Origin of the sequence: Mesorhizobium sp. BR-1-1-10 (genome assembly GCF_020165595.1) — a bacterium.
In the GTDB taxonomy this organism is placed as follows: domain Bacteria; phylum Pseudomonadota; class Alphaproteobacteria; order Rhizobiales; family Rhizobiaceae; genus Mesorhizobium; species Mesorhizobium australicum.
This window is the reverse complement of the sequence record NZ_JAIUIL010000007.1, coordinates 127,161-150,630: the sequence shown is the minus strand read 5'-3', so window position 1 is coordinate 150,630 and position 23,470 is coordinate 127,161. Positions and strand designations below refer to the sequence as shown.

Annotated in this window: 23 protein-coding genes; 6 read left to right on the top strand and 17 right to left on the bottom strand. The window is 62.2% G+C overall.

Annotated features, from left to right (window positions below):
* Positions 1-41: 41 nt before the first annotated feature.
* From glnT to LB555_RS16995, 10 genes are all read right to left on the bottom strand, one after another.
* A complete protein-coding gene (glnT, locus tag LB555_RS17040; RefSeq protein ID WP_140878046.1) occupies positions 42-1,349 on the bottom strand; it encodes a type III glutamate--ammonia ligase in 1,308 nt (435 codons plus the stop codon).
* Positions 1,350-1,412: 63 nt separating this feature from the next.
* Positions 1,413-2,741 (bottom strand): FMN-binding glutamate synthase family protein, encoded by a 1,329-nt coding sequence (locus LB555_RS17035; RefSeq protein ID WP_015318914.1) that lies wholly within the window; start codon positions 2,739-2,741, stop codon positions 1,413-1,415.
* 6 nt (positions 2,742-2,747) lie between these two features.
* Positions 2,748-3,470, bottom strand: coding sequence for a GXGXG domain-containing protein (locus tag LB555_RS17030; protein WP_140661474.1), 723 nt, complete (start codon positions 3,468-3,470; stop codon positions 2,748-2,750).
* Positions 3,471-3,474: 4 nt separating this feature from the next.
* Complete coding sequence (locus LB555_RS17025; protein WP_015318912.1) at positions 3,475-4,371, bottom strand: class II glutamine amidotransferase; 897 nt, start codon at positions 4,369-4,371, stop codon at positions 3,475-3,477.
* An 83-nt stretch (positions 4,372-4,454) separates the two neighbouring features.
* The gene (locus LB555_RS17020) at positions 4,455-4,784 is read right to left on the bottom strand and encodes a hypothetical protein (RefSeq protein WP_224683318.1); all 330 of its coding nucleotides are present in this window, start codon (positions 4,782-4,784) and stop codon (positions 4,455-4,457) included.
* Positions 4,781-5,470 carry a hypothetical protein gene (locus LB555_RS17015; RefSeq protein WP_224683317.1) on the bottom strand — a complete coding sequence of 230 codons (690 nt, stop codon included), beginning with the start codon at positions 5,468-5,470 and terminating at the stop codon, positions 4,781-4,783. Before LB555_RS17015 ends, LB555_RS17020 begins: the two co-directional genes overlap by 4 nt.
* Positions 5,471-5,515: 45 nt before the next feature.
* Positions 5,516-6,925, bottom strand: a complete 1,410-nt coding sequence (locus LB555_RS17010; RefSeq protein WP_224640882.1) for an APC family permease — start codon at positions 6,923-6,925, stop codon at positions 5,516-5,518.
* Between the two features lie 14 nt (positions 6,926-6,939).
* Complete coding sequence (locus tag LB555_RS17005) at positions 6,940-7,101, bottom strand: hypothetical protein (protein WP_015318908.1); 162 nt, start codon at positions 7,099-7,101, stop codon at positions 6,940-6,942.
* A 32-nt stretch (positions 7,102-7,133) separates the two neighbouring features.
* A complete protein-coding gene (locus LB555_RS17000; RefSeq protein WP_015318907.1) occupies positions 7,134-7,511 on the bottom strand; it encodes a hypothetical protein in 378 nt (125 codons plus the stop codon).
* Between the two features lie 11 nt (positions 7,512-7,522).
* Positions 7,523-7,810: a hypothetical protein gene (locus LB555_RS16995; protein ID WP_140617370.1), complete on the bottom strand. Its 288-nt coding sequence runs from the start codon at positions 7,808-7,810 to the stop codon at positions 7,523-7,525.
* 286 nt (positions 7,811-8,096) lie between these two features.
* On the opposite strand from LB555_RS16995, the gene LB555_RS16990 reads away from it, so the two are divergent.
* The 4 genes from LB555_RS16990 to LB555_RS16975 are packed head-to-tail and all read left to right on the top strand — an operon-like array spanning position 8,097 to position 11,880.
* On the top strand, positions 8,097-9,230 hold the full coding sequence (locus tag LB555_RS16990) for an aminomethyltransferase family protein (RefSeq protein WP_224683316.1): 1,134 nt from the start codon (positions 8,097-8,099) through the stop codon (positions 9,228-9,230).
* A 41-nt stretch (positions 9,231-9,271) separates the two neighbouring features.
* Positions 9,272-9,868: a dimethylamine monooxygenase subunit DmmA family protein gene (locus tag LB555_RS16985; RefSeq protein ID WP_224683315.1), complete on the top strand. Its 597-nt coding sequence runs from the start codon at positions 9,272-9,274 to the stop codon at positions 9,866-9,868.
* Positions 9,865-10,830 carry a PDR/VanB family oxidoreductase gene (locus LB555_RS16980; protein ID WP_015318903.1) on the top strand — a complete coding sequence of 322 codons (966 nt, stop codon included), beginning with the start codon at positions 9,865-9,867 and terminating at the stop codon, positions 10,828-10,830. Before LB555_RS16985 ends, LB555_RS16980 begins: the two co-directional genes overlap by 4 nt.
* Before the next feature lie 9 nt (positions 10,831-10,839).
* On the top strand, positions 10,840-11,880 hold the full coding sequence (locus LB555_RS16975) for a heme-dependent oxidative N-demethylase family protein (protein ID WP_140724665.1): 1,041 nt from the start codon (positions 10,840-10,842) through the stop codon (positions 11,878-11,880).
* Between the two features lie 118 nt (positions 11,881-11,998).
* Here LB555_RS16975 and LB555_RS16970 read toward each other — a convergent pair whose 3' ends face one another.
* On the bottom strand, positions 11,999-12,715 hold the full coding sequence (locus tag LB555_RS16970; RefSeq protein ID WP_015318901.1) for a helix-turn-helix domain-containing protein: 717 nt from the start codon (positions 12,713-12,715) through the stop codon (positions 11,999-12,001).
* 258 nt (positions 12,716-12,973) lie between these two features.
* On the opposite strand from LB555_RS16970, the gene LB555_RS16965 reads away from it, so the two are divergent.
* Positions 12,974-14,332: an NAD(P)-binding domain-containing protein gene (locus LB555_RS16965; RefSeq protein ID WP_224683314.1), complete on the top strand. Its 1,359-nt coding sequence runs from the start codon at positions 12,974-12,976 to the stop codon at positions 14,330-14,332.
* A gap of 10 nt (positions 14,333-14,342) precedes the next feature.
* Here the strand turns inward: LB555_RS16965 and LB555_RS16960 are convergent, their stop codons facing one another.
* The 6 genes from LB555_RS16960 to LB555_RS16935 all read right to left on the bottom strand — a co-directional run bounded on the left by LB555_RS16960 (position 14,343) and on the right by LB555_RS16935 (position 22,448).
* On the bottom strand, positions 14,343-16,322 hold the full coding sequence (locus LB555_RS16960; protein ID WP_015318899.1) for an ABC transporter permease: 1,980 nt from the start codon (positions 16,320-16,322) through the stop codon (positions 14,343-14,345).
* Entirely contained in the window at positions 16,319-17,386 is a 1,068-nt protein-coding gene (locus tag LB555_RS16955; RefSeq protein WP_015318898.1) for a glycine betaine/L-proline ABC transporter ATP-binding protein, read from the bottom strand. Before LB555_RS16955 ends, LB555_RS16960 begins: the two co-directional genes overlap by 4 nt.
* Positions 17,387-17,460: 74 nt before the next feature.
* Positions 17,461-18,435 carry an ABC transporter substrate-binding protein gene (locus LB555_RS16950; protein WP_015318897.1) on the bottom strand — a complete coding sequence of 325 codons (975 nt, stop codon included), beginning with the start codon at positions 18,433-18,435 and terminating at the stop codon, positions 17,461-17,463.
* Between the two features lie 454 nt (positions 18,436-18,889).
* Entirely contained in the window at positions 18,890-19,654 is a 765-nt protein-coding gene (locus LB555_RS16945) for an SDR family oxidoreductase (protein ID WP_140715102.1), read from the bottom strand.
* Between the two features lie 74 nt (positions 19,655-19,728).
* Positions 19,729-20,526 carry a DUF427 domain-containing protein gene (locus LB555_RS16940; protein WP_224683313.1) on the bottom strand — a complete coding sequence of 266 codons (798 nt, stop codon included), beginning with the start codon at positions 20,524-20,526 and terminating at the stop codon, positions 19,729-19,731.
* A 266-nt stretch (positions 20,527-20,792) separates the two neighbouring features.
* Positions 20,793-22,448: an ABC transporter substrate-binding protein gene (locus LB555_RS16935; RefSeq protein ID WP_224683312.1), complete on the bottom strand. Its 1,656-nt coding sequence runs from the start codon at positions 22,446-22,448 to the stop codon at positions 20,793-20,795.
* A gap of 115 nt (positions 22,449-22,563) precedes the next feature.
* On the opposite strand from LB555_RS16935, the gene LB555_RS16930 reads away from it, so the two are divergent.
* A complete protein-coding gene (locus LB555_RS16930; RefSeq protein ID WP_140823366.1) occupies positions 22,564-23,466 on the top strand; it encodes a LysR family transcriptional regulator in 903 nt (300 codons plus the stop codon).
* Positions 23,467-23,470: the final 4 nt, after the last annotated feature.

Here is a 23,470-nt window from a genome sequence, read left to right as displayed (position 1 = left end):
GCCTTTGCCGAAAACCGTGTCACACTTTTCGGTCCGATGCTCTAGATGTCCAGCGTGTGGTCGCGCTCCCATTGCGTGAAGTGCGAAGCATAGGAATTCCATTCCTGGTGCTTCAGCTTTAGATATGCCGACGAGAATTCCTCACCCAGCGCCGCCTTGAGCGATTTGTCCTTGTCGAACTCGCGCAACGCATCGAGCAGGTTGAGCGGCAGCTTAGGCGCGCCCTTCACCGTGTGGCCATGCTGGTACATGTCGATATCGTAGCGCTTGCCCGGATCGGCCTTCGAGCGGATGCCGTCGAGGCCGGCGGCGATGATGACCGCCTGCAGCAGATAAGGGTTGGCAGCGCCATCTGGGAGGCGCAATTCGAAGCGGCCGGGGCCGGGCACGCGCACCATGTGGGTGCGGTTGTTGCCGGTCCAGGTCACCGTGTTCGGCGCCCAGGTCGCGCCCGAAATGGTGCGCGGCGCGTTGATGCGCTTATAGGAATTGACCGTCGGGTTGGTGATCGCGGCGAGCGCCGAAGCGTGCTTCATGATGCCGCCAAGGAAGTTCTTGCCTTTGGCGGAAAGACCGAGCTCCATCGAATTGTCGGCGAAGACATTGGTCTTGCCCGATCTGTCCCAGACAGAGATGTGGGCATGGCAGCCATTGCCGGTCAGGCCCTGGAACGGTTTGGGCATGAAGGTGGCGCGCAGCCCATGTTTTTCCGCGATCGACTTGACCATGAACTTGAAGAAGGAATGCTTGTCGGCGGTCGGCAGCGCATCGTCGAACGCCCAGTTCATCTCGAATTGGCCGTTAGCGTCCTCGTGGTCGTTCTGGTAAGCGCCCCAGCCGAGCGCCAGCATGTGGTCGCAGATCTCGGCGATGACATCGTAACGGCGCATCACCGCTTGCTGGTCGTAGCAAGGCTTCGATGCCGTGTCGTACTCATCGGAGATCGTCTTGCCGTCCGGCGAGATCAGGAAGAACTCGGCCTCGACGCCGGTCTTGACGTGCATACCGTCGGCGGCTGCCTCGGCGATCAGCCGCTTCAGTGTATTGCGCGGCGCCTGGTCGACGTCCTTGTCGTCCATGATGCAGTTGGCGGCGACCCAGGCGACTTCCGGTTTCCATGGCAACTGGATGACCGAGTCCGGATCCGGCACCGCCAGCATGTCGGGATGCGCCGGCGTGAGGTCGAGCCAGGTGGCGAACCCGGCAAAGCCGGCACCGTCCTTCTGCATGTCGGCGATGGCTTGCGCCGGTACCAGCTTGGCACGCTGGCCACTGAACAGGTCAGTGTAGGAAATCATGAAATATTTGACGTTTTTCGCCCTTGCGAACTCTGCAAGATCAACTGTCACTGAAGTTCCCCATTTCTTATCGATTGTTGGCCCTAGAGCATATGGCCTTCGGCCCTTTGTTGATCAGAAGCCGTTCTTCCCCGGTATCCAGTTGGTGCCGGCCAGTGGCACGCCGGCCATGGCGGCAGCCTCGATAGTCAATGCGACGAGGTCCTCGGGTTCGAGATTGTGGAGGCTGTTCTTGCCGCAGGCGCGGGCGATGGTTTGCGCCTCCAGCGTCATCACCTTCAAATAGTTCGCCAACCGGCGCCCGGCGGCCACGGGGTCGACCCGCTTCATCAGTTCGGGGTCCTGCGTGGTGATGCCGGCAGGATCCTTGCCCTCATGCCAGTCGTCATAGGCGCCTGATGTGGTGCCGAGTTCGTTGTACTCCGCCTCCCAGCGGGGATCGTTGTCACCGAGCGCCACGAGTGCCGCGGTGCCGATCGACACGGCGTCGACGCCGAGCGCCAGCGCCTTGGCCACATCGGCGCCGTTGCGGATGCCGCCTGAGACGATGAGCTGAACCTTGCGGTGCATGCCGAGATCCTGCAGCGCCTGCACCGCCGGCCTGATGCAGGCGAGCGTCGGCTGGCCGACATTCTCGATAAACACTTCCTGCGTTGCAGCCGTTCCGCCCTGCATGCCGTCGACCACGACGACATCGGCGCCGGCCTTCACCGCAAGCGCTGTATCGTAGTAGGGCCGGGCGCCGCCGACCTTGACGTAGATCGGTTTTTCCCAATCGGTGATTTCGCGCAGCTCGAGGATCTTGATCTCGAGATCGTCCGGTCCGGTCCAGTCGGGGTGGCGCGAGGCCGAGCGCTGGTCGATGCCTTTGGGCAGCGTGCGCATCTCGGCGACACGGTCCGAAATCTTCTGGCCGAGCAGCATGCCGCCACCGCCGGGCTTGGCACCCTGGCCGACGACCACTTCGATCGCATCGGCGCGACGCAGGTCGCGCAGGTTCATGCCGTAGCGCGAGGGCAGGTACTGATAGACCAGTTGCTTGGAATGGCCGCGCTCTTCCTCTGTCATGCCGCCATCGCCGGTCGTGGTCGAGGTGCCCGACAGCGTCGCGCCGCGCCCGAGCGCTTCCTTGGCGGGACCGGACAGCGAGCCGAAGCTCATGCCGGCAATGGTGATCGGGATCTTCAGTTCGATAGGCTTCTTGGCGTGGCGCGAACCGAGCACCACGGATGTGTCGCAGCGCTCGCGGTAGCCTTCCAGCGGATAGCGCGAGATCGAGGCGCCGAGGAACAGAAGGTCATCGAAATGCGGCAGCTTGCGCTTGGCGCCGGCACCTCTGATATCGTAGATGCCGGTCGCCGCGGCGCGGCGGATTTCGGAGAGCGTGTAGTCGTCGAAGGTCGCGGATTTGCGCGGCGTCGTCGGCGGATTGCGATAGGTCATGCTGCCTCAATACGCGTCGGCGTTGTCGATATTGAAATTGTAGAGCGTGCGCGCCGAGCCGTAGCGCTTGAACTCCGACGGCTTGACGCCGGTCACGCCGGCGCGGTCGAGCAGACCCTGCAGCAGTTCAAGATGCTCGGGCCGCATCTCCTTGGCGATACAATCCGCACCGAGACTGTCGACCTTGCCGCGCACGAAGAGCCGCGCCTCGTAGATGGAATCGCCCAGTGCATCGCCGGCATCGCCCAGAACTACCAGGTTGCCGGATTGCGCCATGAAGGCCGACATATGGCCGATATTGCCGTGCACGACGATGTCGATGCCTTTCATCGAGATGCCGCAGCGCGACGAGGCATTGCCTTCGATGACCAGCAGCCCGCCCTTGCCGGTGGCGCCGGCATACTGGCTGGCATCGCCTTTGATGACGATGGAACCCGACATCATGTTCTCGCCAACGCCGGGGCCGGCCGAGCCGTGCACGGTGATGGCGCTGCCGGAGTTCATGCCGCCGCAGTAATAGCCGACGCTGCCGCGCACATCGATGCTGACAGGATGATCGACACCCACGGCGACCGAATGGCTCCCCTTCGGGTTGAGCACTTCCCACGCCGTCTCGTTCGAACCCGGAGCCAGATTGTGGAGCGCTTGATTGAGTTCGCGCAGCGACAGGACGTCGAGGTCGAAGACGCGCGCATGGCTGTCGCGCGTTGCCTTGGAGGTTGCCGGCATGAACTCAATGCTCCCAGAAATAAACGGTTGCGGGCTCCGGTTCCCAGACCCTCGCATTGTCTATGCCCGGCAGTTTGGTCAGGGCGCGATATTCCGAGCCGAAGGCGACATACTGGTCGGTCTCGGCCATCACGGCGGGCTTGCAGGCGATCGGATCGCGCACCACGCCAAAACCATTCTTGGTGCCGACGACGAAGGTGAAGAAGCCATCGAGGTCGGACAGCGTGCCTTCAAGTGCCTCGCCGAGGTTCTTGCCATGCGCCATTTGCGAGGAAAGGTAGGCGGCCGCCACTTCGGTATCGTTCTCGGTCTCGAATTTCATGCCTTCGCGGATCAATTCGCGGCGAACATTGTTGTGGTTCGACAATGAACCATTGTGCACAAGACACTGGTCGGCACCGGTCGAGAAAGGATGCGCACCCATCGTCGTCACTGCCGATTCCGTCGCCATGCGGGTATGACCGATGCCATGCGTGCCGGTCATCTTGCGCACGTCGAAGCGATCGACGACGGCTTCGGGCAGGCCGACTTCCTTGTAGATTTCCACCGCTTCGCCGGCGCCCATGATGCGGATGTCGGGCCTGAGCGACTGGAGGGCCTCACGCGCCGCGTCGACCTTGTCCGGCGTGGTCCTGACCACCGCGTGGGTCGATTTCACCGCAATGCTCACCGGCGCTCCGACGGCCTTCGCGAGTTCGGCGTCCAGGCCGCGGAAATCGCGTTCCGGCTTCGGCGACTGGATGGTGATCTTGGCCTCGTTGCCGGATGTCGCGCCATAGATGGCGATGCCGGCACTGTCAGGGCCGCGATCGCTGAGCGATACCAGCATCTCCGACAGCATCGCGCCGAGCTTCGGCTCCAGCGCCTTGTCCTTCAGGAAAAGTCCAACGATTCCGCACATGTCAGCCTCCCGACGTTTGTGACTAAGATGATGTACCGAATGAAATCCTCTAATTCAATGGCATGAAAGAAATTTTCCTCTGGTTACGTATGCGGCTCAATGCCGCTCTGCGTATCGTTTCCTTCCGTCCGGGCATTATGAGCCCATTTGGCGGTACGGATGCGGGCGATCTTGTAGGCGTCGAGGATCGACAGCGCATAGATCAGGAAGCCGCCGGCGTGACGGCCGACGAAGCTGGCGTCCGGCGGCGAAATCTTGGCGGTCACCCAGGCCAGGATGACCATGAAGAAAAGAAACTGCAGTCCGCGCACCGGGATGCCCAGAATGACATGACCGCTTGCCGGCAGCACGATTGCGGCGCCCAGGACGAGATAAGGGCTCACTGGCGCCGGCGAGGTGTCTGAAGTGTTCATGCGGCCTGCCGTTCGCTTCGGTTGATGGCGTCGCGCAGATCCGAGAGTGATACCAGCAACCGCTCGATCAGCGCAGAATCGATCCGTGTGTCACCGAACGCGGCTTGCCGGAAGACACCGTAGCGTGCCCGCTCGGCCTCGGCCAGCAGCCACACGATGCGCACTCCGTTCGGCGTGATCAGCAGCTCCTTGGCGCGGCCTTCTGAAAACGGTTCCATATGGCCGGCGATGATGCTCTGCGGGAACCGTGTGCCCCTGCGGTCTGTCCGCAGCACCGCCTCGGCCGGAAAACCGGGCGCCTTCGGCAGCGTATGCTGGAGATGGTCGAAATTGGAGAACGTCGTCGGCGAGCCCGGCCGCATCATCATGTCGAAAATGGCAGGTACCGAGACCTTCTCGGTGATCGAAACGCTGAGCCAGCGGGCCGGCAGTTTCCGTGTCGCCAGCGTGTCGACAATAGTGCGCACCTGCACGCGTTGGCCGTTCCATGATCCTTCCCAGGTGATGACGCCGGCGGTGCCGTCCGAGACATTGTCTGCATCCGCGACGACAGCGCGAATGCCCGCCTCGTCGGCGGCGAGCGCTGCCGAGGCCCTGTCTCGGCTGCGGCGCGCCTGCCACGCAAAGTGAAGGACGAGAGCCAGGACAATTGCCCCGGCAAGCAGTGCTGATATCACGTCGGACATTTTATCGTGCAAGGCCCGTCCAGATGCTGGGCGGGCCTACTCCCATCAATAGCCCTGTGGTTTCGGCCACGGCATGGTGAACTGGTCCCCACGCCGCACGAATTTGTAGCGATAGAAATGGAACCACAGCGAAATCAGGAAATAGAAGGCGACCATGGCGATCAACTGCGAGCCGAAGCCGAGGAAGATGGCGAAGAAGGTCACCACGCACAGGCAGAACAGGACGATTGCCGGCAGCGGATGGAAGGGGTGCGTGTAGCCGCGGCGGATCGAGCCCAGCGGCCACTTCTTCCTGAACATCATGATGTTGATGCTCATGAAAGTGTATTGCAGCACGCCCGATAGGATCGAGAAGGTGATCGCCTGGTTGAGGTCGGCGATGAAGGCGAAGGCCAGCGCGATCGGCAGCAGGAACAGGATCGAGCGATAGGGCGTGCGGTATTTCGGATGCACCGCCGAAAACCAGCTCGGCAGATAGCGGTCGCGGCCGAGCGAGAACCAGGCGCGCGCCGCGTCATTGATGCAACCATTGGCGGAGGCAAGCGCGGCGAGCAGCGTCGCTATGAACAGGAGGTTCTCAAGCAGCGGGCTGCCAGTCAGTTTGCCGGCGTCCCACAGCGGATAATAGGTGATGCCGAGATACTCCCAAGGCATCAGCGAGGCGCAGACATACCAGGTCATGGCGGCGGCGATGAGCAGCGTGATCATGCCGGCCATGGTGCCGTAGGGCAGGGAGCGTGCCGGCGAGCGCACTTCCTCGGCGGCCTGGGTGGTCCCTTCGATGCCGAGATAATACCAGATGCCGAACTGGAAGGCGGCGATGACGCCGATCCAGCCATAGGGCAGCGCGTTGCCTGGAGTGACCAGTTCGTTGAGCTTCAGCACCGCGCCTTGCGTCCAGGGGCTGACCGAGAAGAACAGGACGACGATCGAGACATAGGCGATGGCCGTGATGACGAAGTTGACGTTGAGCGTCATCAGTACGCCGCGATAGTTGAGCCAGGCCAGCACCACGATGGTAGCGGCGATGAAGGAATTGTGGGTCAGCCCTTCCACACCCGCCTTGGCGACGATGGTGTCGCCGAGCAGGATGGCATCGGACACTTCCAGCATCGTATAGGCAAAGACCAGGAACAGCGCGACGTTGAACGCCATCAACGGCCCGACAATGTGCTTGGCCTGCGCATACTGGCCGCCGGCGGCGGCCACTGTCGACGTCACCTCGGAATCGATCATGGCCACCGAGGTGTAGAGCAGCCCGACGACCCAGCACACGATCAGGGCAGCCAGCGCGCCGCCCTTGTCGGCCGAGAAATTCCAGCCGGTGAACTCGCCGACCAGAACGATGCCGACGCCGAGCGCCCAGACATGGGCCGGGCCAAGCACCCGAAGCAGCGATACCCGGTCGCCGTGAATTGTGGTGGTGGTGGTGGTGTTTTCAAGCGCGACCGTCATCGATCAATCCCCACTCAGATCCGGTGTTTTTCGGAAGCGGCTTCAAGCTCGCCTTCACGCGACGAGGTCAAAACGTCCTCGGAGTAGTTCGTATCGACCTTGAACCAGTCGTAGAGCATCCACAGCGCGAGCACGATCGAGATGCCCCAGCATGCGTAAGAGAGTGCCACCCACATGATCGTGTCCCCAAATTCTTCGTCGCCAAACTTTACCTGTCGTCGAACTTCTCGTTGATCACATCGCGATATTCGCGGTCGGATGCCCGGAACAGGAACACGAAATAACCGATCAGGACGGCCGCCATGATGATCAGCGTCGGCCAGTCGATGATGTAGTGGAACCGGTTCTGGATGATGTCGTGCGCGGTCTCGGGCGTATAGCCGAGCTTTTCCCAGATCGACGCCATGGTCGGATTCTGCCCGAGCGCTTCCCAGGTCTTGGCATCGAGCGCGTCGATTGATTTTGCGGCACCGGCAAGACCAAGCTTCAGCGGCAGCCACAGCGCCACGAAGATGGCGACCACGACAACGGCGATGTCAAAGACTTGCCCGGCCTTGCTCTGCTCCGGCGGCGTATAGCGGGACATTGTTTCTCCCCTCAGGACTTGCGGTTGCGGGATGCGTCGGCGTTCTTGATGTCGAGCCCGTAGATGAATTCCTTGTCTTCCTTGTAGTGTTTGACCATCGCCAGGATGGCTGCCGTGTTGAAGATGAGCACGGCGGCGGCGGCAATGGCGACGACGGCCTTGATGCCGCCCTGCGGAATGTATGGCCATGTCATGAAGAGGACGAAGAGGATCGTCGCCCACAGGCAGATGATCAGGAGCGCGGATCCGCGCAAGTCGGAGCGGTACAGCGCCTCGATGCGCTGCTGCAGGTCTGCCATCGGTTTTCCCCTTCTTTGCCGACGCCCGGTTCCGAATCCACCGCCCGCCGCTCTCTTTCAAGAGAGTGAAATTTTTTTCATAAATTCAGACCGAATTCCGCAATTGTCAAGGCGAATTTACGCTGAGTTAACCGCTCAGTTCCGACGAGCGATTTTGCCTGACAATGAAATTATTTGCTTGCAGGGGATTGCGGGGCTCTCGCGTTTGCGATCAATATTCGACCAAGCTCCCGGCCTGGCGCACGGGAGCAGGGAACAGCAGCATTTTCGAATGGAGGACGAGCGGATGACGGCATCCTGGAGATTTTCGACCCTGGCGGATCGCCATCGTGCGCTGGGTTCGAAACTCGAAGACTGGAGCGGCATGGGTACCGCCTGGACCTACGACAAGGATGCCGACGAGGAATATATCGCCATCCGCACCAAGGCCGGCCTTATGGATGTTTCCGGCCTGAAGAAGGTGCACATCACAGGGCCGCACGCCTCGCATCTGATCGACCTCGCCACCACGCGTGACGTCGAAAAGATCTATCCCGGCAAGTCGGCCTATGCCTGCATGCTGAACGAGGCGGGAAAATTCACCGACGACTGCATCCTCTACCGCACGGGACCGAATTCCTGGATGGTGGTGCACGGCTCGGGCACCGGCCATGAGGAACTGCAGCGGGCGGCGACGGGACGGGACGTGTCGCTGCGCTTCGACGACAATCTGCACGATTTGTCGCTGCAGGGGCCAACAGCGGTCGACTATCTGGCCAAGCACGTGCCCGGCATCCGCGACCTCAACTACTTCCATCACATGCAGACGCAGCTGTTCGGCTTTCCCGTCATGATCTCGCGCACCGGCTATACCGGCGAACGCGGCTACGAGATCTTCTGCCGTGGCCAGGACGCCGGCACGATCTGGGACAGGATTCTCGACGAGGGCAAGAACGCCGGCATCATTCCCTGCCGCTTCACCACGCTCGACATGCTGCGCGTCGAAAGCTACCTGCTGTTCTACCCCTACGACAATTCCCAAAAGTATCCGTTCGAGAATGAAGGCCCCGGCGATACGCTTTGGGAGCTCGGCCTCGACTTCACCGTCAGCCCCGGCAAGACCGGCTTTCGCGGTGCCGAGGAGCACTATCGCCTGAAGGGCAAGGAGCGCTTCAAGATCTATGGCGTCCTGCTCGACGGCAAGGAGCCGGCGGACGAGGGCGCTCCGGTCTATCGCGACGGCAAAAAGGTCGGCGTTGTCACCTGCGCCATGTATTCGCCGCTGGTCGAGAAATCGATGGGCATCGCCCGGCTCGACGTCAACTGCGCGGTCAAGGACACCACGCTCGAAATCCGCAACAAGAGCGGATTGATCAAGGCGACGGCGCAGCCCTTGCCGTTCGACGATCCCAAGAAGACCAAGCGCACGGCGAAAGGCTGAGGCATAATCGACAGCGAAGGTTTTCGAGGCACAAAGAGAGAATGGCAGCCAAGACCATCATCAGCCGGCCCATTTACGGAACCCTGTCTCCGCAGCCTGGCAGGCATCATCTGTTAATCGCCGACGCCGAAGGCGCGCTGGCGATTACCGATATGGCCCGAACCGCGCCACCTGGCTTTTTCGATTGTGCCGAGATCGTCTTCATTCCCGGTCCTGACGGGAAATACAGTGCCGCTCTCGAAGCACTGAAGCCAGCCCAGCTTCATGTGGCCCCGTCCTTCGCCAGTCTGCTGCCGCGTCTGAAGCAGACGCTTGATAACGCGCATATGGGGCTGCGCCTCTATCTCGCCGGCACCGAAGGGCTGATCGGGCAGGCCATGCAGGTGGCGCTCGAAGCCGGCATCGACCACACCTCCATGCAGACCGAGCATCGCGGCTCGCTGGCACGGCGCATGCAGTGCGTGCACTGCAAGGGCATCACCGAGAATGTGACGACGCAGCCGGCGACCTGCTCGCATTGTGGCCTGCTGCTTCTCGTGCGCGATCACTATTCAAGACGCCTTGCCGCGTTCCAGGGCGTCTGCATCAATGCCGAGGATCGCAGTGAAATTCCTCCGATGGAGGAGATATTTCGATGAGCACCGGCACCACCAAGCTCGACGTCGTCGTCAGCGATGTCGTCCCGGTCAATGAGCTGGTCACGCGCTTTCATTTTCGCCGGCGTGATGGCGAGCTGTTGCCGACCTTTTCCGGCGGCGCCCATGTCGTGGTCGAGATGCGCGATGGCCAGCGCACAAGGCTCAATCCCTATTCGCTGATGGGCTCGCCGCTAGACACGCGCGAATACACCATCTCGGTGCGCCGCGACGACGTCGGTCGCGGCGGCTCGCTGTTCATGCACAGGTCGGTCAAGCCGGGCCTGGAGATGGTGATCAGCTATCCGGTCAATCTTTTTTCGCTCGATCTTCGCGCCAAGAAACACCTGATGCTGGCCGGCGGCATCGGCATCACGCCGTTCATGGCCCAGACCGCGCAACTGGCGGGGGAGGGCGGTAATTTCGAACTGCACTACACCTGCCGCACCGCTTCGCTTGGCACTTATGCCGACGTGCTGAGGGAACGCTACGGCCGTCGCGTCCGGCTCTATCACGATGACCTCGAGGAGCGGATCGAACTCGACCGGTTGCTATCCTCGCAGCCGCTCGGGACGCACCTCTATGTCTGCGGCCCGGCCGGCATGATCAACTGGGTGCGCGACCGCGCAGCTAGCCTGGGCTGGCCGCCGGAGACCGTCCACTACGAGCATTTCGCGGCGCCGCAGCCCGGCCTGCCATTCGACGTGACGCTTGCCGTCAGCGGCAAGGCCATCCGCGTCGGCGAGCAGCAGAGCCTGCTGGAAGCCATCGAAGCCGCCGGCGTCGATCCGCCCTATCTTTGTCGTGGCGGCGTCTGCGGCCAGTGCGAGACCAACGTCATCTCGTGTGACGGCAAATTCATCCACAACGACCATTGGCTGAGCGAGGAAGAGCACCGTTCGGGCAGGAAGATCATGCCGTGCGTGTCGCGCTTCGAGGGCAGGTCGCTGGTCTTGGAAAGATAGGAGGCGAGAATGGGCATCACCTTTCGCAAGGAAACGTTCCGCGACGACTTCACTTTCAAGAACAGCCCCGAGCACATCAGGCGGTTTCCGTTCCCCTTCCATGAAGACAGCTACATGTACGCGGTCAACATCGAGCCGCATGTCGTCGGCCCCAAAGGCTCGGTGCTCGAAAACCTGATCGACGTCGACGAACACTATGTCGCCGAGATGCAGGACCGCGCCTTGGTGCTGGCCGAGGATCCCCTGCGCTGCCAGTCGCTGCCGCACATGACGCTCGCCGGCTGGGACCTGCTGGAGCTTTTGATGGAGCAGCAGGCGCTGGGCTATCCCGAGCATTTCACGCTGACGCGCGACGGCGACCGCTGGCGCTGGATCAACCGGCCGCTCGGCATCGATGATACTTTCACCTTCGGCGACACCTCGACTTTGCCTTATGGGCCGATGGAATACATCACCCGCCAGAGCCAGGGCGATTTCTGCATCCTCGACCAGCGCGACGGCAATCTGTGGATGGACGCCGGCATGGTCACCACCCAGGCCGACTGGTCGCTCGATTTCGACATCGGCATGAATTTCTTCGAATGGCACGCGCCTGTGCCGCTGGCGCATGAGAAGGGTATTTTCACGCGCGCGCTGAAGTTCCTCACCAACATCCAGCAGGGCAAGCCGGCACGGCGCCTGAACTGGACGATGACCATCAATCCGCGGCTGGACACCAGCCCGGAGAATTATCACAAATGGGGTCCGGACCGCGCGACGGTGACGTCGGAGAATGTCGGCGACAAGGTGCATCTGCGGGTCGAACTGCAGAGCTTCTGGCGGCTGCCGCGCTCCAATGGCATCGTCTTTCCGATCCGCTGCTACCTGATCAAGATGGACGAGCTGGTGACGCAGCCGAAATGGGCACGGCGCCTGCACCGCGTCATCCGCGACCTACCCGAGGAACTCGCCAGCTACAAAGGCCTCACGCGCTTTCGCCCGACACTGGTCGAATGGCTGTCGAAGCTGGACGATGGCAGCCCGACGAGCCCGGGGTTCGGACCGGATTAAAAGCCCCCTCATCCGGCCGCTTCGCGGCCACCTCCCCGAGGGGAGAAGAGATCGCCAACGCTGGCGTCGGGCTCCTCTGCCCTAGGGGCAATCCGGGTGAGGGGCTGCGGCGGCCCGCCTACCCAGCACTGCCCTGCGGGTAGCAGATAATCGACAAATACCGCATCGGCAGTTTCGTCAGTTGCTCCGGTCCGTGCGGCGCGTCGGCGTCGAAGAACAGGCTGTCGCCGGGCTTCATCGGGTAGAGGTTGCTGCCGTGCCGGTAAACGACCTCGCCCTCGAGCATGTAGAGGAACTCCATGCCCTCGTGCTGGAAGGTCGGGAATACGTCGGAATCCTCGGTCAGCGTGATCAGATAGGGCTCGACGACGACGCCGCTGGTGTTCGAACCGATATGGCCAAGCAGATTATACTGGTGGCCGGCGCGCGTGCCGCGGCGCTCGACGTCGAGGCCTTGGCCGGCCTTGACGAAGACGGCGCTGCGTTCTTCCTCGAAGCGGCGGAAGAAGGCGGTGACGGGAACGCCGAGCGCCCGCGACAGTGCCTGCAAGGTGGTCAGCGACGGAGAGGTGATGCCGTTCTCGATCTTCGACAACATGCCCAGCGAAATATCGGTGGCGACCGCGAGATCCGCCACGGTGATGCCGAGCTTCTTGCGGAAGGCCCGCACCTCGCGGCCGATCGCGACCTCCAGCACTTTTTCGCGAGTATCGCGAATGGCGTGCGGGTTTTGTGTCAGCGGCGCGCGTATGGTCCTGCCGTCCGCCGACACTTTCGGCGACGGCTTTGCCTTTGCGCTCGCGGGAGCCTTGGAATCCGAATTAGCCTTTGCCATGCCGCCCCCAATCGTCAGGATTTATTTCACTCAAGGTGAACATGTCAGGTGCCGATACAGGAGCGCAACCGCAACGGCAAGCCATCTTATGTTGCGCGCGGCAGTGCGACCATCGCGACGCCCGCGGGTTTTCCGCCAGGAATCCACTGCGCGCAAACGCCGTTCCAGCAGATGTCTGTTGACAGCACCAAGAGGCCAATTACTGTCACTGCCAGTGAAATTTGTTTCGCTGGGGAAATCAAAAAAAGGAGGCCCGGAATGAACACTCGCGTTGCCGTCATCGGAGCCGGACCGTCCGGTCTGGCCCAACTCAGGGCTTTCAAGTCGGCGGCCGACAAGGGCGCCGAGATTCCCGAGATCGTCTGCTTCGAAAAGCAGTCCGACTGGGGTGGCCTGTGGAACTACACCTGGCGTACCGGCCTCGACGAACATGGCGATCCCGTGCACGGCTCGATGTACCGCTATCTCTGGTCGAACGGGCCGAAGGAATGCCTGGAATTCGCCGACTACACATTCGAGGAGCATTTCGGCCGGCCGATCGGCTCCTACCCGCCACGTGCGGTGTTGTGGGACTACATCAAGGGCCGCGTCGAGAAGTCGGGCCTGCGCAAATGGGTGCGCTTCAACAGCCCGGTGCGCATGGTCACCTTCTCGGACGAGACGAAGAAATTCACCGTCACCGCGCATGACCGCACCAACGACGTGACCTATTCGGAAGAGTTCGACAATGTCGTCGTCGCCTCGGGGCATTTTTCGGTGCCCAACGTGCCCTATTTCGAGGGCTTCTCGACCTTCAACGGCCGCATCCTGCACAGCCACGATTTCCGCGACGCCATGGAGTTCAGGGGCAAGGACATCCTGATCATCGGCCGCTCCTATTCGGCCGAGGACATCGGTTCGCAGTGCTACAAATATGGCGCCAAGTCGATCACCTCCAGCTATCGTTCCAAACCGATGGGTTTCAAATGGCCCGAGAATTGGAAGGAAGTGCCGCTGCTGCAAAAGGTCGTCGGCAAGACGGCGCATTTCAAGGACGGCATGACCAAGGATGTCGACGCCATCATCCTGTGCACCGGCTATCTCCATTCCTTCCCGTTCCTGACTGACGATCTCAAGCTCAAGACCGCCAACCGCATGTGGCCGTTGGACCTCTATGAGGGCGTGGTCTGGGAGAAGAACCCGAAGCTGTCCTATATCGGCATGCAGGACCAGTTCTACACCTTCAACATGTTCGACGCGCAGGCCTGGTTCGCGCGCGATGTCATCATGGGCCGCATCAAGCTGCCGTCGGCCGAGGCGATGGCGGCGCATGGCGCCAAATGGCGCGCCCGCGAGGAGACGCTGGAGGATGCCGAGCAGATGATCTGGTTCCAGGGCGACTATACCAAGGAACTCATGGACCAGACCGACTATCCCGGCTTCGACGTCGAGGCGGTCAACCAGACCTTCATGGAGTGGGAGCATCACAAGGCCGAAGACATTATGAGCTTCCGCGACCATTCCTACCGCTCGCTGATGACCGGCACCATGGCGCCGCTGCACCATACGCCCTGGCTGCAGGCATTGGACGATTCCATGGAGAGCTATCTCGAGGTGAAAGGAGTGGCGGCCGAGTAGGCCGCCGCCGCTACCCCAGCCTTGCCCGCGCCTTGGCCGTCCAGGCATTGAACAGCCGGTCGGCGACGATGCCGATGAAGGCGATGGCGAGGCCGGCGACGATGCCGCGGCCGGAATCGGCTTTCGACAGCGCGATGAACACTTCCTGGCCGAGATCGCGCGTGCCGACCATGGCGCAGATGATGATCATTGCCAACGCCATCAGGATGGTCTGATTGACGCCGAGCATGATCTCCGGCAGCGCCAGCGGCAGTTGCACGCGGAAAAAGGTCTGGCGCGGGGTGCAGCCCGACACTTTCGCTGCCTCGATCAGTGCCGGCGGCACCTGCCTTATGCCGTGATTGGTGTAGCGGATCGCCGGCACTACGGCGAAGGCTATCGTTGCAATCATCGCCGTCACGTCGCCAACCCTGAACAGCATCACGACCGGGATGATGAAACAGAAGGACGGCAGCACCTGCAGGGTGTCGATGACGGGTGTGACGATCTTTTCGAAACGGTCGCTACGGGCTGCCATCAGGCCGATGGGAATGCCGATCAGGCAGGCGATGAAGGCGGAGATGCCGCAGAGATAGACCGTCGCCATGGTCTTTTCCCACAGGCCGGTGACCGCGCAGAAAGCGGTCAGCATTGCCACCAGGACGGCCAGCCGCGGGCCGGAAAGCTGGTAGCCGGCAAGGCCGAGCAGGAACACCGCGCCCAGCCAGGGGAAGCCTTCGCAGAAGGCGCGCAGCGGATTGAGCACATTGAGGATCAGCGCCACGCGGAAGGCTTCGATGAGATCGAAGAAGTTGATCGTCACCCAGTTCACCGCCGCTTTCCACAGTGGCGCGGTGGTGAAGGTGATCGCCTTGGGCACGGCCGCGAAGGCGGGTATGAACAGGCCGAGCAGAGTGGTGACGGCAAGAATCGCAATGGCGAGCGTCAGATTGGGGTAGCGGCGCCAGAACCCCGGGTTCGCGGACTGGTGGACATTGCCCTTCGCCTGCTTATGGGCGATGGCCTGGCTCAGCCGGTCGAGCGCGATGGCCAGCGCGACGATGGCAAGGCCGGCTTCCATCGCCTCGCCGACCTTGAGCGCGCGAAGCGCCAAAAGCACGTCGTAGCCCAGGCCGCCGGCGCCGATCATCGAAGCGATGATCACCATGTTGAGTGCCAGCATGATCACCTGGTTGACGCCGACCATCAGCGTCGGCCGTGCCGACGGCAGCAGCACGCGCCACAATTTCTGCCGCGCCGTGCAGCCTGCCATCTCGCTGAAATCGTCGATCTCGGACGGCACCCGGGACAGACCCAGCATCGTTGCTCGCACCATCGGCGGCGTGGCGAAGATGGCGGTGGCGATCATCGCCGAGACCGGGCTGTTGCCGAACAGCAGCAGCATCGGGATGAGATAGGCGAAGGTCGGGATCGTCTGCATCAGGTCAAGTGCTGGGGAGACCACAAGCCGCTCGGCCCACGGGGTGCGCCAGGCCCAGATGCCGGCGAATAGCCCGGTGAGAATACAGAACGGCACCGCGATCGAGATCAGCGCCAGGGTCAGCATGGCACTGGTCCATTGGCCGAACAGCGCGATGTAGAGGAAACATCCGCCAACCAGCAGGCTGAGCTTCCTGCCTCCCGCCGCATGGCCGGCGAGGAAGGCGACGGCGCAGACGCCAACCCAGGACAAACGCGGCAGCACGAAAGCGTCGGCGCCATGGCCGAACTTGAAATTCTTGGCCAAGAGATTGAGCGCGAAGTCGAGCGGCACGCCGAGCACCGCGGTGACCGAGCGCGTCAGCCAGGACAGGTTCGGCTTGATCCAGCCCATCAGCGCGCTGACCCAGTCGGCGACGGGGACGACCCGCTCGACCGGGTAGTTGACGGCCCATGGCAGCCTGTCCTGCAGCAGGAACATCACCAGCACGGCGGCAAGCGCCAGCACCCAGGTCACCAGCCACCGTTGGATCGGCGGCCTTGTCCGGCTGGCGTTTGCCGTTACCGTCATGCGCCGGCTCGCTCGATGCCAGCCAGAAGATCGATCACCGCTTGCGGCGTCACTTCGCCGATTGGGATGCCGGTGCCGTTGATCACGGCGAAGGGTTTGCCGGCGGCAACGATGCTGGCCGAAAAACTCGATATCTTGGCCTCGGGCGCCACCGTGCCGCCGTGCTCGGCGCCATCGCAGCTACGCATCAGGCTGCGCGCCGAGATCACCTTGGCGCGGTCGACGTCGCGGGTGAACTCGGCGACATAGTCGGTCGCCGGATTGACCACCAGTTCCTCCGGCGTGCCGATCTGGATGACTTGGCCGTCCTTCATGATGGCGATGCGGTCGGCCAGCCTGATGGCCTCGTCGAAATCATGGGTGATGAAGACAATGGTCTTGTGCAGCATGGTCTGCAGCCGCATCAGCTCGTCCTGCATCTCGCGGCGGATCAGCGGATCGAGCGCCGAGAACGGCTCGTCGAGAAACCAGATCTCCGGCTTGGTGGCGAGGCTGCGGGCGATGCCGACACGCTGCTGCTGGCCGCCCGACAGTTCGCGCGGATAGAAATGCTCGCGGCCGCGCAGACCGACGAGTTCGATGACTTCCCGGGCGCGCGCCTCGCGTCTCGTCCGATCCTGTCCCTGGATACTCAGAGGAAAGGCGATGTTGTCGAGCACGTTGAGATGCGGCAACAGCGCGAAATTCTGGAACACCATGCCCATGCGATGGCGCCTGAGCTCGATCAGGGCGGCATCGGAAATCTTGAGCAGGTCCTTGCCTTCGAATTCGACCTTGCCATGTGTCGGCTCGACCAGCCGCGACATGCAGCGCACCAGCGTCGACTTGCCGGAGCCGGACAGGCCCATGATGATGAAGATCTCGCCCTGGCGGATTTCGAGGTCGACGGCGCGCACCGCCCCGACAAGGCCTGCCGCCGAAACCTCCGCCATGCTGGCCTTGCCGTCACGCTCGCGGATGAAATTGGCGGCGTTCGAGCCGAACAGTTTCCAGACGTTGCGGCAAGCAAGTTTTATCGGGCGGGCATCCGTCGCGTCGGATGCCTGTTCAATCGCTTCCGTCATTCAGTCGCCCTTCTGGAACATCAGGAATTGAGGCCCGGCCGGTCAACAGCCGGGCCTCCCTTTCCAGTCGGAGGTCACTGCGCCCAGGCTTTCCAGTCTGCCTCGTGAGCGGCGATCCAGGCGGCTGCGACGTCTTCCGGCGTCTTGCCGTCAAGATCGATCTCGCCGCTCATCTTGTTCAACTCGTCGGTGTCGATCGTGTAGGCCTTGGCCACTTTGTAGGCGACCGGCCATTTGTCTTTCATGCCGTTCCAGGAGTACTTCCAGATCTCGCCATGCGGCTTGCCGCAGTCGTATTTGGCGTCCGGGTTCACGCCCCATTTCGGGTCGGTGTAGCATTCGGGCGTGTATTCGGGGAATTGCACCCATTCGCCCTTGTATTTTGCAGGCGCCCAATGCGGCGAATAGATCCACAGCATGATCGGCGCCTTGCGCTGATAGGCGGAATCCAACTCGGCGAACATCGCGGCATCAGTGCCGGCATGGATCACGGTGAAGGGCAGCTTCAGCGCCGCGACACGCTCGTCGTCAAACCCTTCCCAGGTCACTGGGCCGCCGAGATAGCGCCCCTTTGGCGCCGTCTCGGCGGTCGAGAACGATGCCGCGCAAGTGGCGTCGAGCAGAGCGTGCCAGTCCGGCAAGGTCGGACATTTCTCCTTCATGTATTCGGGAAACCACCACTCCTCCTTGGCCTTCGGGCCGAGCTTGCCGAGCCTTTCGGTCTGGCCCGTGGCGTCGGAGGCCTTCATCGCTTCGCCTGCCGTCGTATCCCAGAATTCCAGGCCGACATCGATATCGCCATTGGTGAGGCCGGTTGTCAGGCTGGAGAGATAGTCGGCGGTCGGGTATTCGACGGTATAGCCGAGCTTTTCCAGGATGCCGCCGAGGATCTTGGCGTTGAGATTGACGCTGGTCCAGTCGAACAGCGCGATCTTGATCGGGTCGTTGGATTCCGGCGCCGCTGCCTGCGCTGTCGGCGTCAGGACACTTGCCGCGGCAAGTGCAAAAGCTCCCACTGAGAATTTCGATATCACACTGCGGAATGGCATTGCTTGGTTCTCCTTCAAGCTGTGACGGTTATTGGTCGTTCCCTTGTTGCGTCTTTTCTTGATTGTGTTGGAAAGGCAGGCTGTTGTGCAAGACCGTTCTCGCCATGTCGGGGCCAAGCTGGCACAGGCGCGATGATGCTCGATTTCGGTGATGACGGACGCTGCCGAGACAGCCAGTCTCATGGCCGATCGATCGCCGCGATAGCGATCGTCGGCGGATCAATTGTCAGTCCTGCGGCGCCCTGCAAGATGCGAGCCATCAAGGTCCCATGATCCCGAGCATTTCCAGCGGAATTGCTCTCGGCTATCGCCTGGCAAGCCCCTTCTCGCCAGCGCGGTTTCACAGGATGAAAATATATATACCAACGTTCATGCCGCGCAACGACTAACGCCGCGAAGAAGCAGAATTCCAGACTGCAGGCGTAGCCGGCGGGACACGGGTCGCATGGCCTGTTTACCAGCAGACGTAGCCGCCATCGACGATCAGGTCGAGGCCGGTGACGAAGCTCGACGCGCGGCTGGCCAGGAAAACCGTCGGCCCGACCATTTCCTCCGGCGCCGCCATGCGTCCCATCGGCGTGTCGCGTTTGAAGATCTTCACCTCTTCGGCCACCTCCGGCCGTTTGTTCATCGGCGTCAGCGTGTAGCCCGGGCTGACGACGTTGACGCGCAGGCCGCGGTCGGCCCACTCCATGGCCAGGCTCTTCGACATGTGGATGACGGCGGCCTTCGAGGAATTGTAATGCGCCTGCGTCAGTCCGCGATTGACGATGGTGCCCGACATCGAGGCGATGTTGATAATCGAGCCCTTGCCCCGCGCCAGCATCTTGCGCGCTTCTGCCTGGCAGGACAGGAACACGCCGGCGACATTGACCTCGTGCACCTTCCGCCATTTTTCCAGCGCCAGTGTCTCCGCTGGTTCGGAGCCGGCAATGCCGGCATTGTTGACGGCGACCGTCAACGGACCGAGTTCGGCTTCGGCGCGATCGATGGCCGTGGCCAGGTCGCCCTCCGACGTCACCGTGCCCGTCAGCACCAGCGCCCTGCGGCCGAGTGCCGTGATCCGGTGAGCGGTTTCGTCCAGCCCGCCCTTCGACGCATGGCCAAAACAAGCGACATCGGCGCCTGCCTCGGCCAGTCCGATCGCGATTGCCTGGCCAATGCCGCTGCCAGCCCCGGTGACCAGCGCAACGTCGCCGTCCAGTTTAAAAAGATCCATCGATAGCCCTCCTTCTCAAGGAGGGTATGCGCTGACCTATATCTCGATCAAGCCTTCAGCGGGCTGCGGCGTGCCTAGAAATATCCGTCGGACGCGGCCGTGGCTTCCTTCGAGATTTCGACCCCATCGACCAGGATCTTGTCGACCAGTTCGTGGTGGAAGCAGACCAGTCCCTTGATGCGTTCTGCCTCGTGCACCGGCTCCGGATAGTACCAGACCATGTTCTCGTGCCGTTTCTTGGGCGTGGTCACGTGATAATAGTTGGAAATGCCCTTGTAAGGGCAGCGTGAGATGTAACGGCTGGGCGCGAACATATCGAGGCGCGTGTCGGAGATCGGCAGATAGTGGCGCACCGGGTGGCCGGTTTCGAACAGGAACACGCCGCGCCGTGAATCGGCGACCTGCTCGCCATCGAGGATGACCTGGACGCGCCGCGACGACGGCAGGCAGTCGACGCGGCGGAACGGGTCGCGGGCGTGCACGAAGATCTCCTCGTCTTCCTCGAACCAGTGGCCCATCTTGCTCCACACGAACGACATGTATCCCGCGATCGGCGGACAACCCCTGACCGGATCGAGATAGCGCCATGCACCGTCTTCGACCAAGGTGATGCCTGTATTGAGCGAGTAGTGCGTGGCAACGCCCTTGTACGGATCTTCCGTCGTCGTCTTTGAGGGCAGCAGGAACTCCTCGCGCACGTCCTCGATCGGGAAATAGTAGACCGGCAGATGGTCGGATTCGTATAACACCAATGCCTTGGTGGTGTCGGCAACGGTCATCGAGCCGACCTGGACCCGCAGCCGCTTCAGCGACGGCATGGTGAAGGCGACATAGCCGGGCTCGAACTCGTACTGCTCGATAGTGTCGAGCACGGGGAAATGCGGTCCGCGACCGCGCAGATGAGGCTTGCGAATGGTAGTCTCCTGTTTCTGTCTGTCGTCGGCGCGTGGTTAGGACGATATGAGGCTGGGCCGACGGCCGGCGAGCGCTTCCGGACGGTGGGCGTTTGCCGGTGTCGAACCGTTGGAGCGATGGCCCCCCATCGTTCGTCGCGGGCCTGTTGCCGGATAGCCTCACCGCCCGAAACACGGAGCCGTCCAATATTGCTTCTGCCTGCCGAGCATGATCTTGGCAGCATCTACCCCAGCGACACCCGATCGAGCAGCAGCCCGGCGGCGATCGGCGGCAAGCCGCTGACATTCTTGCGCACCGGCACCAGGAGATCGGGGAAGTAGCTGAAGATGATGGGTGTCTCGTCGAGCAGCAGTTTCTGGATGTCGGAGGCTGCCGCGCGCTGCGCGCCGATATCGAGCGCCTTGAGATAGCTCGTGACCATGCCGTCATAGGCAGGGCTCTTGAAATGCGCCGCGTTCCAGGGGCCGTCGCTGACCAGCGGGCTCTTGAGGAACACATTCGGCACGCTGCGATGAGCATAGTCGGTGATGCCGAGCGGGCTGTCCAGCCAGTCCGATTGGCCGAATACGGCCTTGCCGTAATATTTGTCCTGGTCTTCGATGTTGAGCGAGATGCGGGCGCCGATCTCCTTGGCGAAATTCTGGAACAACTGCGCGTAGCCGGGAATATCGGAGTAGCGCAACGTCGTCAGTGTGATGTCGAAACCATCGGCAAGCCCCGCCGCCTCCATGAGTTGCTTGGCCTTGGCGATATCCTGCGTGCGTTGCGGCACCGACTTGTCGGTGGCCGGGAAGGCCGGCGCGAACGGGCTGTCATTGCCGGTCGCGGCCATGCCGCGGCACAGTCCGTCGACCAGCTTGGACCGATCGATGCTGAGCGCCAGCGCCTGGCGCACGCGCTTGTCGGTGAAGGGCGCCATGTCGCAGCGCATGTGCAACTGGCGATGCGCGGTCGAGGCGACGCGCAGCACCGTGATGTCGGGGCTGTTCAGCACCACCTGGCTGACATCGAGCGGAACCGCGTCGAGAATGTCGACCTCGCCGGCCTGCAGCGCCAGGATGCGCGGCTGCACGTCGCCGTAGAACTTGAATTCGAGCCGGTCGGGCAATGCCTTCTCGCCCCAATAGTCGGGATTGCGCACGAAGGTCGCGCCGACCTTCGGCGTGTAGGTCTCCATCCGGAACGGCCCGGTGCCCTCAAAAGTCCTTTCGTAATCGCCTTTGTAGCTCGCCGGCAGGATGACGGCGTTGTAATTGTCGATCGACACCGAATAGGGAAAGCTGCCGTTCGGCGCATCGAGATGGAAGGCGACGGTGTGATCGTCGACCTTCCGGGTTCCACCCTTCGACAACAGGCCCTTGAACACCGACAGCGCGTTGGAGGCGCCGTTGGGATCGGCCAGCCGGTCGAACGTTGCGACGACGTCGTCGGCTTTGAATTCCTCACCATTGTGGAATTTTACGCCCTTGCGCAGCTTGAAGGTCCAGACGCTGCCGTCCGCATTGGGCGACCAGCTTTCCGCCAGAACCGGCTTCAAGGTCAGATCCGGCTGGGTGATGCAAAGGAATTCGGCGGTCTGGAAAACCAGCTGATAGCTGCCACTGTCATAGAAGGTGACGGGATCGATGGCCCCGCCGGGCGTGGCCACGCCGGCACGCACCGTTCCGCCCGGCTTGCCCTCGGCGCGGGCCTTCCGCGTGCCGAAACCGGCCGCTCCCAAAATGCCGCCAAGCAACGGCAGCGACAGGCCAAGCATGCTGCCGTGGCGGAGAAAATTACGCCGGTCGAGCCTGCCTGCCAGCAACTCGTCGACAGCGGAATTTTCGATTTCCGTGAGGCTTTTGCGGGCGGCGTCGATCGTCATGAAATGCCTTGGCATGGCTGCATTCCTCGTTGCCCTCGGGAGAGTGGCCATTTAGGTCATTGTTGACCGCGACCGGAAAGCGATATTTTTTGATGGGGCCCATCGAAATTTTCGATGCTGGAGTGATGGCATGGATACCGAAAACCTGCGCAGCTTCCTGGAGGTCGCCGAGCATGGCAGTTTCACCGTCGCGGCCAGCCGGCTCAATCTCGCGCAGTCAACGGTCAGCGCCCGGATAAGGGGGCTGGAGGAGCAGTTGGGGCGCCGGCTTTTCGTAAGGGATCGCGACGGCGTCACGCTAACGCCGGCTGGCCGGCAGTTCCTGCCGCATGCCTCCTCCATCACCCGCACTTGGGAGCAATCGCGGCAGGACATCGCCGTTCCCGACGGTTACGAGTCGCTGTTGCGCTTCACCGCGCCCGCCTATCTTTGGGATCGCGTCACCTCGCCATGGATCGCGTGGATGCGGGCCCAGCGGCCGAACGTGGCGCTGCGGCTCGAAGGAAGCTTTCCCGACCTGGCGATCGACCAATTGGCCGAAGGACTGCTCGACATCTGCATTCTCTATCTGCCGCGGCCGCATCCCGGCATCGTCTACGAGACGCTGGCCGTCGATCAGGTCGTGCTTGTCCAGCATTCCGCACAGCCAGGACCGTGGACGCAAAACTACATCCTGATGGATTGGGGGCTCGAATTCCGCATCGAGCACGACCGTGCCTTCGCTGGGATGGTGCAGCCGGCAATCTCGGCCGGGCTGGTCTTCATCGGCCTGCAGCACGTGCTGTCGCAAAAAGCTGCGGCCTATCTGCCGCTCAGTGCCGTCAGCGGCTACATCGAGAACGGTGAGATGAAACGCATCGAGGATGCGCCTGTGTTTCAGCGGCCGATCTATCTCGCCTATCCCAGCAATCCCGCATCGTCGGATGTGCTCGACGTCGCGTTGACCGGATTGCGGACACTGGCAAGGGACTGGACCGGTGATCGGGGCTTTGCCGAGGGGGACCGCTCCTTCAGCATGACCGGCCAGGCGTGATCGA

Bases quoted from the DNA above. Each gene is read 5' to 3' on its own strand.
- LB555_RS17035 (WP_015318914.1), bottom strand. From the start codon at position 2,741: ATGACCTATCGCAATCCGCCGACGACGCCGCGCAAATCCGCGACCTTC.
- LB555_RS17030 (WP_140661474.1), bottom strand. From the start codon at position 3,470: ATGCCGGCAACCTCCAAGGCAACGCGCGACAGCCATGCGCGCGTCTTC.
- LB555_RS17025 (WP_015318912.1), bottom strand. From the start codon at position 4,371: ATGTGCGGAATCGTTGGACTTTTCCTGAAGGACAAGGCGCTGGAGCCG.
- LB555_RS17020 (WP_224683318.1), bottom strand. From the start codon at position 4,784: ATGAACACTTCAGACACCTCGCCGGCGCCAGTGAGCCCTTATCTCGTC.
- LB555_RS17015 (WP_224683317.1), bottom strand. From the start codon at position 5,470: ATGTCCGACGTGATATCAGCACTGCTTGCCGGGGCAATTGTCCTGGCT.
- LB555_RS17010 (WP_224640882.1), bottom strand. From the start codon at position 6,925: ATGACGGTCGCGCTTGAAAACACCACCACCACCACCACAATTCACGGC.
- LB555_RS17005 (WP_015318908.1), bottom strand. From the start codon at position 7,101: ATGTGGGTGGCACTCTCTTACGCATGCTGGGGCATCTCGATCGTGCTC.
- LB555_RS17000 (WP_015318907.1), bottom strand. From the start codon at position 7,511: ATGTCCCGCTATACGCCGCCGGAGCAGAGCAAGGCCGGGCAAGTCTTT.
- LB555_RS16995 (WP_140617370.1), bottom strand. From the start codon at position 7,810: ATGGCAGACCTGCAGCAGCGCATCGAGGCGCTGTACCGCTCCGACTTG.
- LB555_RS16990 (WP_224683316.1), top strand. From the start codon at position 8,097: ATGACGGCATCCTGGAGATTTTCGACCCTGGCGGATCGCCATCGTGCG.
- LB555_RS16985 (WP_224683315.1), top strand. From the start codon at position 9,272: ATGGCAGCCAAGACCATCATCAGCCGGCCCATTTACGGAACCCTGTCT.
- LB555_RS16980 (WP_015318903.1), top strand. From the start codon at position 9,865: ATGAGCACCGGCACCACCAAGCTCGACGTCGTCGTCAGCGATGTCGTC.
- LB555_RS16975 (WP_140724665.1), top strand. From the start codon at position 10,840: ATGGGCATCACCTTTCGCAAGGAAACGTTCCGCGACGACTTCACTTTC.
- LB555_RS16970 (WP_015318901.1), bottom strand. From the start codon at position 12,715: ATGGCAAAGGCTAATTCGGATTCCAAGGCTCCCGCGAGCGCAAAGGCA.
- LB555_RS16965 (WP_224683314.1), top strand. From the start codon at position 12,974: ATGAACACTCGCGTTGCCGTCATCGGAGCCGGACCGTCCGGTCTGGCC.
- LB555_RS16960 (WP_015318899.1), bottom strand. From the start codon at position 16,322: ATGACGGTAACGGCAAACGCCAGCCGGACAAGGCCGCCGATCCAACGG.
- LB555_RS16955 (WP_015318898.1), bottom strand. From the start codon at position 17,386: ATGACGGAAGCGATTGAACAGGCATCCGACGCGACGGATGCCCGCCCG.
- LB555_RS16950 (WP_015318897.1), bottom strand. From the start codon at position 18,435: ATGCCATTCCGCAGTGTGATATCGAAATTCTCAGTGGGAGCTTTTGCA.
- LB555_RS16945 (WP_140715102.1), bottom strand. From the start codon at position 19,654: ATGGATCTTTTTAAACTGGACGGCGACGTTGCGCTGGTCACCGGGGCT.
- LB555_RS16935 (WP_224683312.1), bottom strand. From the start codon at position 22,448: ATGCCAAGGCATTTCATGACGATCGACGCCGCCCGCAAAAGCCTCACG.
- LB555_RS16930 (WP_140823366.1), top strand. From the start codon at position 22,564: ATGGATACCGAAAACCTGCGCAGCTTCCTGGAGGTCGCCGAGCATGGC.